The following is a 12917-nucleotide window of genomic DNA, read 5'->3' on the forward strand; positions in this document are numbered from 1 at the left end:
CATTTCTCACTTTTAACTTTTAACCTCCCGACTTATTGGCCAACTGTCCGCAGGCCGCATCAATATCCTTACCCCGGGACCTTCTAACCGTCACCGTGATTCCGTTTTTCTCCAAAGTTTCTACGTACATCTCAATGGCTTTATTGGAGGCCTGTTGAAAATCACCGTCATCAATGGGGTTATACTCGATCAGGTTGACTTTGGACGGGGCAAATCGGCAAAATTCGACTAGGGCATCCACATCCTTTCGCTGGTCGTTAATACCTTCCCAGACAACATATTCATAAGTAATCCTGCTTTTGGTCTTTTGGTACCAATATACCAGTGCCTCCCTTAGGTCGGCCAATGTAAACGTCGCATTAAAGGGCATTATGGACGTTCTGGTTTCGTCAATGGCGGAATGCAGAGAAACAGCCAATTTAAACTTCACGGCATCATCGGCCATTTTTTTGATGAGCTTTGGAACGCCTGAAGTAGAAACGGTAATCCGCTTTGGGGACATGCCCAATCCTTCTGGAGACGTTATTTTTTCAATGGCCTTCAATACATTGTTGTAGTTCATCAACGGCTCTCCCATTCCCATGAATACGATATTGCTCAAGGGCCTGTCAAAATACAATCGGCTTTCATTATCTATGGCAACTACCTGATCGTAGATTTCATCTGGATTCAGGTTTCGCATCCGTTTTAAACGGGCCGTAGCGCAAAATTTGCAGTCCAGACTGCAACCTACCTGACTGGATACACAGGCCGTAGTTCTTGTTTTGGTAGGAATCAAAACCGACTCCACCACCAAATCGTCATGCAACCGAACCGCGTTTTTTATAGTTCCGTCGGAACTGCGTTGCATTTGATCTACCTGAATATGGTTGATTACAAAATTCTCCTCCATCATATCCCTGGTCGCCTTGGACAAGTTGGTCATTAAATCAAAAGAATGCGCGGATTTTTGCCATAGCCATTCATACACTTGATTGCCCCGGAACGCTTTGTCTCCTTGGGATACAAAAAAATCCCGAAGCTGTTCCCTGGTCAATGCCCTTATGTCCCTTTTCTTGGTTTCCATATGAAAGTTGTAATGCCTATCGACAAAAATCCCGCTTTTCAACGGACTGATAAAGCGGGATTTACATCGTCGGTCTAAACTATTTAAGGCCTATTACCGTAAAATGAGCATGGCATCGCCATAGGAATAAAACCTATAGCTTTCCATAATCGCCTCTTTATAAGCCTTTTTCATTAAATCATGGCCCATAAAAGCCGATATCATCATCAGCAACGTAGATTTTGGCAAATGAAAATTGGTGATCATCGAATTGGCAATGCTGAACTCATACGGAGGAAAAATGAATTTATTGGTCCACCCTTCAAACGTATTCAAGGTGCGATTGGAAGAAACTGCACTTTCCAATCCTCGCATGGCAGTGGTTCCAACGGCACAGATTCGTTTTTTCTTGGCAATGGCATTATTGACTACTTCAGTGGCCTTTTCATCAATGATCAACTCCTCGCTATCCATTTTGTGTTTGGATAGATCTTCTACCTCAACCGGGTTAAATGTTCCAAGTCCAACATGTAAGGTTAGTTCGGCAAAATTTATGCCCTTGATTTCCAACCTTTTCAACAAGTGTTTTGAAAAATGAAGTCCCGCCGTTGGAGCGGCCACGGCACCTTCATGCTTGGCATAAATGGTCTGGTACCTTTCCTCGTCCTCAGGCTCCACGTTCCTTTTTATGTATTTGGGTAACGGGGTTTCGCCCAGTTCCCTAAGTTTTCTTCTAAAATCCAAATAAGCACCATCGTAAAGGAACCTCAATGTCCTACCTCGGGATGTGGTGTTGTCAATAACCTCGGCGACCAAGGTTTCATCATCTCCAAAATACAGTTTGTTTCCAATTCTGATTTTTCTGGCAGGATCTACCAAAACGTCCCAAAGGCGCTGCTCTTCGTTGAGCTCGCGCAAAAGAAATACCTCTATACGGGCCCCTGTTTTTTCTTTGTTACCGTACAATCTAGCCGGAAAAACTTTCGTATTGTTGAGTACCATTACATCGCCCTCATCAAAATAATCGATCATATCCTTGAACATTTTATGCTCAATTTTACCAGTTTTGGTATCTATGACCATTAATTTGGATTCATCCCTATTCTCGGACGGATGTTCTGCTAATAGCTCCTTGGGAAGCTCAAAATTAAAATTGGATAGTTTCATTCGTTTAATATTAGGTCAATAGCTTGATATTTAAACATTTCCTTTTGTAGAGGTATTTAACGTATCATAACAAATCCCTGGATGAGGGTTTCATTTAGCTATTTATTGTATAGCATTTTGCGGCTGCAAATATACGACCCATAACAGGGGGTTGTCAAGTAAAAGATAAATTATAATTCCCGCACCTTAAAATGCAGTTTTTGAAGATCGTTCCAAAAATCGGGATAGGACTTTGTAACCACCATGGCATCGTTGATGACCAATGAAGTTCTCAAGGCCAAGGGAGCAAAGGCCATGGCCATTCTATGGTCATTGTAAGTATCTATGGCAACGTCCCTGTTCATTAGGGTTGAAGTCCCTAACGTAAGCGTTTTGTCCGTTACTGAAATATCCGCTCCCAGTTTTGTAAGCTCGGTGTTCAGGGCTTCCAATCTATCGGTTTCCTTGATTTTTAGTGTGTGAAGTCCCGTCAGTTGGCAACCGATCCCCATTCCAAAACACGTAACAGCGATGGTCTGTGCGATATCCGGGGCATTTGCCAAGTCATATTCAATAAAGGAGGTTGGATTATTGGGAACTTTTTTTAATGTAATCCGGTTTTCTCCGAAGGAGGTCTCCACACCAAAAGCGGTATAAATCTCCTTAAGTATGCTATCGCCTTGGAGACTATTTTTTTTGTAGGCAGATAATGTAATTTCCGTCCCCACCTCCGATAATGCCACGATACTGTAAAAATAAGACGCTGAACTCCAGTCGGATTCCACTACCAAGGTAACAGGGTTGACCGATGCTTTGGGTTTGACCGAAATCGTATTCCCTTGAAAATTAGTTTCTATTTCAATTTCATTCAGTAAACCCAAGGTCATATTTATATAGGGTACAGAGGTTATTTTCCCAACAAGCTCCAGCTCAAGACCATTTTCCAAACTGGGTGCTATCAACAATAGTGAAGAAATATATTGGCTACTAATATTGGCCGGCAGACGTACCCGGTTTTTGGATAGCTTTTTCCCTTTGATGCGAAGAGGCGGATACCCTTCTTCCTTCTCATACGAAATGTTGGCCCCGAGTTCGTCCAAGGCATCGACCAAAATCTTAATAGGTCGTTCCGTCATTCTTTTAGAACCGGTCAGCACAACATCGCTCCCTTCAAGGGCCGCAAAATACCCTGTCAGAAAACGCATAGCGGTACCCGCATGGTGAATGTCCACAGTACCTTCTCGCTTAGTTAGCCCTGCTTCCATGACTTGGGCATCATCTGAATTTGAAAGGTTCTCTATTTTGATACCGGGATATAGTGCCGATAGTAAAAGTGAACGGTTGGATTCACTCTTTGAACCCGTTATTTTAATCGTATCCTTAAGTAAATTATTCTCTGGACCGGAAAGGTGAAGTTTCAAGATAAATGAAATTAAAAACGAAGGCCAAAGATACTATTATTTCAACTTTTTGTTGTTGTGATGGCGATCATGATCGCGCTTCGTTTTCAAATCTAACTTTTTATCAAAAGCCTGTTGTAAATCTACACCGGTCTGGTTCGCCAAACATAGTACTACAAAGAGGACATCCGCCAGTTCCTCACCCAAATCCTTGGATTTATCGGACTCCTTTTCGCTTTGCTCACCGTACCTACGGGCAATAATACGGGCTACTTCACCCACCTCTTCGGTCAATTGCGCCATATTGGTTAGTTCATTGAAGTAACGGACACCGTGTTGCCGTATCCATTCGTCGACCGCCTTCTGTGCATTTTTTATGTTCATTATTCCTTGTTTTTTGTATCGATGATAATTGTCACGGGGCCATCATTTAGAAGATCTACCTTCATGTCCGCACCAAAAATGCCCGTTCCTACTTTTTTACCAAATTCCAACTCCATTTTGTAAACGAATCTTTTATAAAGTGGGATGGCGTTTTCAGGTTTTGCTGCCTTAATGTAAGAAGGTCGATTGCCTTTTTTGGTCGATGCGTGCAAGGTAAACTGACTTACCACAATTATTTCGCCACCAATATCCAATATGGATTTGTTCATCACTCCAGAACCATCATTAAAAATCCGAAGATTTAGAACCTTTTTAACTAGCCAATCGATATCCTCATCGCTATCCTCGGCAACAATACCTAGTAATAAAAGAAGGCCTTCTCCAATGGATGAAATGACTTTTCCCTCAACGGTTACACGTGCCTTGGATACTCTCTGAATGACTGTTCTCATTTTCTCTCCCCGTACATGTCCATCCTATAAGTATCGTCCTCGCCATTGATCATTTGCAAATAGCTTTTATAGCGGCTCCAGGAAACCTTCCCCGCTTCCAATGCTCTCTTTACCGCACAATGGGGCTCATCCACATGAATACAATTGTTGAACTTGCAGTCCTGCTTTAGGTTAAATAGTTCCGGAAAGTAATCCCCTATTTCTTCCTTTTCCATATCCACGATTCCAAATCCTTTGATACCGGGCGTATCTATGATCTGGGCCCCAAAACTTAAATCGAACATTTCGGCAAAAGTGGTTGTATGCTGTCCCTGTAAGTGCTGTTGGGAAATCTCCGCGGTCTTTATTTCCAAATTGGGTTCTATGGCATTGATCAAGGTAGATTTTCCAACACCGGAATGTCCGGAAAACATGGAGGTTTTTCCTTTCATCATTTCCTTGATTTTGTCCACGTTCTTTCCGGTCTTCGCCGATATTCCTATACAGGTGTACCCAATTTCCCGATACAGGGACGCCAAAAACTTTATCTCATCGGTTTCTTCTTGGGAATAGGTATCGATCTTGTTAAAGACCAATACAACTGGAACATCATACGCTTCAGCGGTTACCAAAAACCGGTCAATGAATATCGTGTAGGTAATCGGGTTATTCAATGTAATCAACAAAAAGACCTGGTCAAGGTTGGCGGCGATGATATGGGTCTGTTTGGAGAGATTTACGGATTTACGGATGATATAGTTTTTCCGGTCTTCAATACTATGGATTACACCTACCTTTTCATCACCCTTGTCATCCAATTCAAAATGGACATGGTCACCAACTGCTATGGGGTTGGTACTTTTTATACCCTTAATCCTGAATTTGCCCTTTATTCGGCATTCATAAAAAGAACCGTCCGCACCTTTTACGGTATACCAACTTCCTGTTGATTTATAGACTTTTCCTTTCATTTTGTTCATGTTTCCAGCTACAAAGAAACGACAATACTTTTAGAATCCATTTGCATACATCTTTTAACCCCACTACTAATTTTATTATGCCACCTAAAAGTAGTTTACAGTAAATTTGGTATGTATGAAAACTAATTATTCATCCACTTAAAAACCAAAATCATGAGAAAATTACAATTTACCCTTTTTGTTACTTTTTTAGTGGTAACCGCCGTACAATCCCAGGAATATAAAATAATTACCACCGTAGAATCCATAGTACCCAGTGGATTGGGAAGATCTAGAATTATTGACGGAAATGCAGATAGGGATTACAAAGAATTTTCATCCATACAAACAGAAGAGGACAATTCTAGGAATAAAGCGGACCGCTCCGATATACGGGTAAAGGATTTTGAGGAAACCAAATTGCTGAATTTTTACAATATCGCCGGAATCAGGTTCCAAAACATTGCCGCAAACGATGCGCTCATTTCTTCCAAACTAACCGCCATGGCCGCCGAGGGTTGGGAACTGGTTTTTGTAACCAGTGGTGTAGAGGCCGATGCCGGTGATAAGGACGGACAGGGTATTTTTATAACCCGATATGTATTTAAAAAAGTAAACTAGCCCATGAGGTCTGTGCAGAAAACAAACTTTTAATTTCAAGGAATGCCTCTAGGTTTTATATCCTTTGGTGGTGACAATAAAAAAGCCCCGATGAAACGGGGCTTTTTTTAGTTCTATCCATTTACAATCTTTTCCTGATGGTTGATGGACTCTTGGTGAATCGCCTTGAACATTCTCAAAATAAACTCCTCACTAAGACCTTTACTTTCGCCTTCCAAAATCATGGCACCCAAGATTTGGTTCCAACGGTTGGATTGTAGCACGGCAACGTTACGCTCCTTTTTCAATGCCCCGATACTATCGGAAATCTTCATACGCTTTCCTAGGATATCTATCAATTGATTATCTATTACGTCAATTTGGGCGCGTAGATTGCTTAATTTAGAATTATACTCCGCCTCAACATCGGTCTCCTTTCTAATCTTCAGATCTTTCATAATCTGGATTAGCCTTTTTGGTGTTACCTGCTGGGCGGCATCGCTCCAAGCGTTATCGGGATCGTGGTGCGTTTCGATCATCAAACCATCAAAATTAAGATCTAGGGCGGTTTGGGATACATCAAAGATCATATCCCTTTTTCCTGTAATATGCGATGGATCGTTAATCAATGGTAAATCTGGAAACTTGTCCTGAAACTCGACCGCCATTTGCCACTCCGGGATATTCCTATATTTGCTTTTCTCGTACGTGGAAAAGCCACGGTGAATGGCGCCCAATTTTTTGACTCCAGCGGTATACAATCTTTCTATACCTCCCAACCAGAGGGCCAAATCCGGATTTACAGGATTTTTTACCAAAACGATTTTGTCGGTTCCCTCCAAGGCATCGGCCAATTCTTGCATGATAAATGGACTTACAGTGGAACGGGCCCCGATCCACAACAAATCCACATCATACTCCAGCGCCAATTCCACATGCGCCCTATTGGCAACTTCGGTGGCCGTTTTTAATCCGGTTTCCTCACGTACTTTCTGTAACCATTTAAGGCCCAGGGCACCTACTCCCTCAAAGTTCCCAGGACGTGTTCTTGGTTTCCAAATACCTGCACGGTAATAATTTACATCGGTATCCTTTAATTCATGTGCGATTTTTAAAACCTGCTCTTCTGTTTCAGCACTACACGGTCCTGCAATTACCAGCGGATGGCTCAAGTTCATATCATCCAACCAGGATCTCATTTCTTTCTTGTTCTCCATTACTTCTTATTTATCGGTATTCCTTTTAAAATTGATTTTATTTTGTTCGTATTGTTCATTTCATTGTAAATACCCTCAAAATCATCCTCTTTCAACAATTCCCTAAATTCCATCAGGTTTTGAATGTATTCGTCTAAGGTCTCTATGACGTTTTCCTTGTTCTGCTCAAAAATGGGCGTCCACATGGCAGGTGAACTTTTTGCCAAACGCACGGTGCTTTCAAATCCACTGCCTGCCATGTCAAAAATATCGCGTTCATTTTTCTCTTTTTCAATTACCGTCTTTCCTAACATAAAAGAGCTTATGTGTGACAAATGGGAGACATAGGCGATATGCTTGTCGTGGGCCTTTGGGTTCATATACCGAATCCTCATTCCCAACAGCTGAAAAATCTCCAAGGCCCTTTCCTGCAATTTAAAGGCGGTCTTTTCCACTTCACAGATAATATTGGTTTTGCCCTCGTACAAGCCCAGTACGGCTGCGGATGGCCCTGAAAACTCAGTACCCGCTATGGGATGACAGGCCAAAAAATTTCGTCTTTTGGGATGGTTGGCTAAGGCCTTGCAAATGAGTTCCTTGGTGGAACCAGCATCGCATACCACACAATCATCATCAACAACATCCAAGATTCTTGGCAATTCCTTCACCATTTCGTTCACAGGAATGCTTACCAGAACGAAATCCGCTTTGGGCAAATCCCCATAGTTGGCCTTATGCTCTATTAGCCCCAGAGACAGGGCCTCCTCCAAATGGTCCGGATTCGCATCTATACCAAATACCATAGCATCGGGCATTATTGCCTTAATATCCTTTACAAAGGAACCTCCAATTAGACCTATTCCAATTACAAAAACGTTCATAGGTCTCCCTTTGCCCCTCCCAAGGAGGGGAATTTTGATGTTATTATCATGTTTTCTAACCTGTACATCTACTATCTATTCAAATCTTGAAATAGCCTCCTGAATCTTCTCTTTTGATACGCAGAGGGAAAATCGGATATACCCTTCCCCGTTACTTCCAAAAATGGTTCCCGGTGTGATGAAGATATCCCTATCATATAAAATATTGTCTATAAATGCTTCTGCCGAGGTAATACTCATGGGCAATTTGGCCCAAACGAACATACCCACGGCATCTTCATCATAACTGCAGCCCAATTTTTTCGCCAATTGGAAAATAAGTTGCCTGCGCTCCCTGTAAAGCTCGTTGAGGTCACTATACCACGCATCCGTGCTTTCCAAAGCGGTTATGGCTCCTTTTTGAATACCATAAAACATTCCGGAATCCATGTTGCTCTTCACCTTTAGCACGGCCTCCAAAAATTCTGCATTTCCCAAAACGAAACCAACGCGCCATCCGGCCATATTGAATGTCTTGCTTAACGAATTCAGTTCCAAGCATACCTCTTTGGCTCCATCTATCGAGAGCATACTTTGCGGATTATCGTTCAGTACAAAACTGTAGGGGTTATCGTTCACCAAAAGAATATTGTTTCTTTTGGCAAAGGCGATCAATTTTGAAAATTGTTCCCTAGTCGCGGTTGCCCCGGTGGGCATGTGCGGATAGCTTACCCACATCAACTTTACTTTTGAAAGGTCTTGGGTCTCCAAAATGTCCAAATCCGGGAACCAACCGTTACCTTCCGTGAGATCGTAATTAACTGGCACCGCTTCCACCAAGTTCGTAACGGATGTATAGGTAGGATACCCCGGATTGGGCACCAACACTTCATCGCCCTTGTTCAAAAATGCCATGCTTATGTGCATGATTCCTTCCTTGGAACCCATTAAAGGTAGTATCTCGTTTCCAGCATCGACCGTTACCCCGAATTTCCTTTTGTAGAACGCGGCAATGGCATTTCTAAATTCGGGCAAGCCCTGATAGCTTTGGTATTGATGTGCGCCATCGTCTAGAATAGCCTTTTGAACGGTTTGTATAACTGCATCAGAAGGAGCCAGATCCGGACTTCCAATACCCATGTTAATAATGGGCCTACCTTTGGCCATAAGCCCTCTTACCTCCCTCAATTTCTTGGAGAAATAATATTCCTGAACCGATTCCAATCGTTTGGCAGTTCGTATCATAACATGGCGTTTTTATATTCTCCCAATATCTTTACCTCCTCCAACATGATATTCAAGAGTAATTTTGCTTTATCAAAATCCTCATATTTGTTAAATGTCACATCCACAAAAAAAGAATATTTCCAAGGTGTTTCGATTACGGGGAGGGACTGAATTTTGGTCAGGTTTAAATTACAGTCGCTCATCACGTTCAGCACTGTGGCCAAACTACCGCGTTTGTGGTCCGTTAAAAACCGTAATGACGCCTTGTTTATCTCTTCCTTGGATAGTTCCTTGTTTTTTGTTTTGACAATGATAAAACGGGTAGAATTATTTTTGATGGTCTGTATATCGTCCGCTACGATGTCCAAATCGTATAATTCTGCCGCGACCTTGGGAGCGATGGCCGCAATATGCCTTAATTTCTTATCGTGGATGCGCTTTGCCGTTTCTGCCGTATCCACATCCTCCACCAGTTTAATATTGGGATAATCCTTAAAGAACTCCTTGCACTGCAATAATGCCATGGGGTGGGAACTTACCTCCCTAATATCCTTGAATTTCTGACCTTTCAACACCATGAGATTATGATGGATATTCAGATAATATTCCCCTATGATATGAAGGTTGTTCTTATGCACCAAGGCATAGTTTGGAATGATGGACCCGGCGATGGAGTTTTCAATGGCCATGATACCCTTGTCCGCATTCTTTCTAAGTAATTCATCCACTACGGCATCAAACGAAAGACATTCTACCAAATCCACTTGCTCATCAAAATAATCCTTGGCTACTTGATGGTGGTTAGACCCTTTAATTCCTTGTATGGCTACTCTTATTGGCACGACTTTTTTCTAAAAAAAAAGTCCCGTTTTTCACGGGACCTTTCGTATTATTTTGTTTGCAACATACTACAACAGTCCCGTACCTCTCTTAAAAAAGAAGTAAAAATAAAAACCATTCCAGAAATATTGCTTTGTCATAATCTTTAAAACCGGGGCTAAAGTAATAATTATATTCAAATCTCCAAGTGAAGTCCCCAGACTTTTTTAAAAAATTAGATAAAACATTGAAAAATTGATGCCTAAAACTTCAACGCCAACCCAACGCCTCTATCCGAGGGCACCAACCTATAAGTCGTTTTTCCCAGACTGTCGTTGAATTCCAATATGGCATCTTTCTTATTCTTTTTGGCAAGGCAATAGAAGATGGATCCCACGACCGCCGTACCTGCAAAGCCAATTATTGGCGCTGTGGTATCATTGTCATTGTTCTCATTGACCAAGTACCAAATCCCAAAACCTAGGTTGGCGGTCGCTGCCGCGAAGGTAACGCCGAATTGCTTTTTGGCCTTGGACCAATATACTTCTGAAGCGGGATTTGAATCCATGGCCATACCAAATTCTTTCCAGGTCATTTTATCCTTGTCCTGATAAAACTGATCTCCCCACATTCCTTGAAAAACGGTTATCTCTTGGGCAACAGAATTTTGCAGTGCGAACGTGAGCGTCACTAAAGTTACAAACTGAAATATTTTTGATGAAATCATAGTATTTTTTGTTTAAAGATAAATAAGAAATATTGGACAAGAATAAGTCGTGTATCCTTTAACATGTTTTTAATATGCAGATAGCGTACATCGGTTGGAAACGGGTTCCAAAACTAGTCCCTAAAGACCAACCTTCCGTTGAAGATTACGGATACGTCCACGGTGTTCGGTCGGTTATAGGAAATAACATCCCCGTACCCTCTTATGACCCCGGAAATGGATTCCTGCGGATTGACCAAGATATCATTACTTCCCCTATGATTTATGGAAACGTTTTGGGAGACCAATGCTTGCGCTTCCACCCTGGAATCCCCTGCAGCTATGTTCACATTCAAATTTTGGGTGTTTCCCCTTAATTTAAAATAGGCTATCCCGTTTACGACAATGCTGAGGTCTCCCGTATTTAGGTCTAGGTAGAATTCGCCGTCCGTGGTTTCCGCTTCAGGAACCAAAAAACTTTCAGAAAGCAACGTAAGGCTTGGATAGGAGAGCACACCATCGCTCGTTATGGCCAATCCCGTGCTACTTCTGATTTCACTGATATTGGGCGAAGTTACATATACGGTGGTCAGCCCGTACTCCCTAAAAAAATTACACCCATTTTCATTTCTAAGTATGAGTCGGTCACCCTCAACCGCAACAGATAATTCTTCCCACAAATTCTCCCCTGTCGCTACCTCCACCTTCTGGGAATCTCCTTGTTTCAAAACCAAGGCAATTTTTTCAAAAACGGTTATCTTATCGAATTCAGGCACTTCAACTTCCTCGCGTATGATTTCACCTGAAGTTTGTAAGCAATCGGGTGCATTTTCGTTACTACAAGACGTAGGCACTAAACAAATAATGAAAATCACAAAGCAATGATGCAACCATTGCTTACATTTATTTTTTTGATGATTTTTGTTCCTAAACATTTTCTATAATCGTATTCCCATTCCAAATTCGACGGCTTCGGCAGCGGCACCATGCGATTTCAATGTAATGGCACCAAACCATTGCTTTCCAAAATAGCGTTTTAAACCAACTCTATTATACACACGTCCTTCAAAATCAAAGGGATAATACACATAATAGCCCAGCTGCGTGATAACAGACACTTTATTGATGAACAGTTCATGACCCAAGAAAACGCCAATTCGTTTGTAATCATCATCGGGCTGGACATCCATTTCGGGAAATGACGTGGCCTGAAACCGAATCAGTTCCTTCAAAAAATTCGAAAAAAACACATCGGCCCCTACCTGAATGGCACTTTTCCTTCCCAATCTTTTATCGGCATATCCAGAAAAAATAAAAAACCCATATTGTCCGGAACCTATTACATCGCTTTCGTTGAGTCCCCCGCGCAATATCAGATTATAACGGACCGGTTCCGTCACTTTTTCACGGTCGGGAGTCCTTATATAGGCCAATTCCTCACCACCGTCCAAATCATAGGTCAGCCCCAAATTGAGCGCAAAGGTATTGGTGGACGTATTGGGTGCCCTAAAATTTCCATTGGAATAATGGATGACAGAAACCCCAGTCTTCAAACCCAATCCAGAAATAATATTCTCCTTGTGATAATTGAGCATCAAGAAGGTGGAACTCAGAAAATCCGACCCATATGCGTTGTTCCTAAAGTTTTCCTCCCTGTCGTACGGTTTGGTGGTATACGCAATCCCTTGCCCGATCCTAAATTGGATGTTCCTTTTTAAGAAATAGAAATTGTAATGCGCGTATAGCCCGTAGTTCTGTCCCAAGGTTGGATTGTTCATGTCCTGATATATGAAGGAAGCCCCATAATCCGGATAATTATAGAGTTCCTCCCATTCTTTGGAACCGTATGTTTTTCGGTTATAACCTAAGATAAATCCCCCAGGGTGATTGGTAATTAAATGGGAAATGTCGGTGTTATGAAGCATAACCGAGCCATAGAACTGACTTAGGTCCAAGGTATGCTTTTTGACCTCCGCATCTTGGGAAAAACATAAAGTTCCCAAAAGGGATAAAAACAAAAAACATTTCCAATTCATGAATGGCAAAGGTAATGAAGTTGTGGACAGTTTATAGTTATGTGTTCTTAGTTGAAAGTTTGTAACGAATATATCAAAGACCGTTTCCTCTTCTTTAATTTAAAAAAA

Annotated in this window: 14 protein-coding genes; 1 reads left to right on the forward strand and 13 read right to left on the reverse strand. The window is 41.8% G+C overall.

The window, feature by feature from the left end:
* Positions 1-19: 19 nt before the first annotated feature.
* The 6 genes from rlmN to rsgA form a co-directional block, all read right to left on the reverse strand.
* Entirely contained in the window at positions 20-1066 is a 1047-nt protein-coding gene (gene rlmN, locus ACZ41C_RS03380; RefSeq protein ID WP_464564323.1) for a dual-specificity RNA methyltransferase RlmN, read from the reverse strand.
* Between the two features lie 93 nt (positions 1067-1159).
* Entirely contained in the window at positions 1160-2212 is a 1053-nt protein-coding gene (gene queA / locus ACZ41C_RS03385) for a tRNA preQ1(34) S-adenosylmethionine ribosyltransferase-isomerase QueA (protein ID WP_138259320.1), read from the reverse strand.
* Positions 2213-2382: 170 nt separating this feature from the next.
* Positions 2383-3612 (reverse strand): 3-phosphoshikimate 1-carboxyvinyltransferase, encoded by a 1230-nt coding sequence (locus ACZ41C_RS03390; protein ID WP_464564325.1) that lies wholly within the window; start codon positions 3610-3612, stop codon positions 2383-2385.
* A gap of 36 nt (positions 3613-3648) precedes the next feature.
* Positions 3649-3975, reverse strand: coding sequence for a nucleotide pyrophosphohydrolase (locus ACZ41C_RS03395; protein ID WP_464564327.1), 327 nt, complete (start codon positions 3973-3975; stop codon positions 3649-3651).
* On the reverse strand, positions 3975-4427 hold the full coding sequence (gene dtd / locus ACZ41C_RS03400) for a D-aminoacyl-tRNA deacylase (protein WP_464564329.1): 453 nt from the start codon (positions 4425-4427) through the stop codon (positions 3975-3977). Before dtd ends, ACZ41C_RS03395 begins: the two co-directional genes overlap by 1 nt.
* Positions 4424-5377, reverse strand: a complete 954-nt coding sequence (rsgA, locus tag ACZ41C_RS03405; protein WP_464564331.1) for a ribosome small subunit-dependent GTPase A — start codon at positions 5375-5377, stop codon at positions 4424-4426. Before rsgA ends, dtd begins: the two co-directional genes overlap by 4 nt.
* A gap of 162 nt (positions 5378-5539) precedes the next feature.
* On the opposite strand from rsgA, the gene ACZ41C_RS03410 reads away from it, so the two are divergent.
* A complete protein-coding gene (locus ACZ41C_RS03410; protein WP_464564333.1) occupies positions 5540-5986 on the forward strand; it encodes a hypothetical protein in 447 nt (148 codons plus the stop codon).
* Between the two features lie 113 nt (positions 5987-6099).
* On the opposite strand, the gene ACZ41C_RS03415 is transcribed toward ACZ41C_RS03410, so the two are convergent.
* The 7 genes from ACZ41C_RS03415 to ACZ41C_RS03445 all read right to left on the reverse strand — a co-directional run bounded on the left by ACZ41C_RS03415 (position 6100) and on the right by ACZ41C_RS03445 (position 12809).
* Positions 6100-7182 (reverse strand): bifunctional 3-deoxy-7-phosphoheptulonate synthase/chorismate mutase type II, encoded by a 1083-nt coding sequence (locus tag ACZ41C_RS03415; protein WP_138259314.1) that lies wholly within the window; start codon positions 7180-7182, stop codon positions 6100-6102.
* On the reverse strand, positions 7182-8042 hold the full coding sequence (locus ACZ41C_RS03420; RefSeq protein WP_464564336.1) for a prephenate dehydrogenase: 861 nt from the start codon (positions 8040-8042) through the stop codon (positions 7182-7184). The genes ACZ41C_RS03415 and ACZ41C_RS03420 overlap by 1 nt, the downstream gene beginning before the upstream one ends.
* 75 nt (positions 8043-8117) lie before the next feature.
* The gene (locus tag ACZ41C_RS03425) at positions 8118-9266 is read right to left on the reverse strand and encodes a pyridoxal phosphate-dependent aminotransferase (protein WP_464564338.1); all 1149 of its coding nucleotides are present in this window, start codon (positions 9264-9266) and stop codon (positions 8118-8120) included.
* Positions 9263-10090 carry a prephenate dehydratase gene (locus ACZ41C_RS03430; protein ID WP_464564340.1) on the reverse strand — a complete coding sequence of 276 codons (828 nt, stop codon included), beginning with the start codon at positions 10088-10090 and terminating at the stop codon, positions 9263-9265. Before ACZ41C_RS03430 ends, ACZ41C_RS03425 begins: the two co-directional genes overlap by 4 nt.
* A gap of 239 nt (positions 10091-10329) precedes the next feature.
* Positions 10330-10794 (reverse strand): hypothetical protein, encoded by a 465-nt coding sequence (locus ACZ41C_RS03435; protein WP_464564343.1) that lies wholly within the window; start codon positions 10792-10794, stop codon positions 10330-10332.
* Positions 10795-10907: 113 nt separating this feature from the next.
* Positions 10908-11627, reverse strand: coding sequence for a head GIN domain-containing protein (locus ACZ41C_RS03440; protein ID WP_464564345.1), 720 nt, complete (start codon positions 11625-11627; stop codon positions 10908-10910).
* Positions 11628-11711: 84 nt separating this feature from the next.
* Positions 11712-12809 (reverse strand): acyloxyacyl hydrolase, encoded by a 1098-nt coding sequence (locus tag ACZ41C_RS03445; RefSeq protein ID WP_138259308.1) that lies wholly within the window; start codon positions 12807-12809, stop codon positions 11712-11714.
* Between the last annotated feature and the right edge of the window lie 108 nt (positions 12810-12917).

Source organism: Maribacter sp. C-4077 (assembly GCF_055378385.1).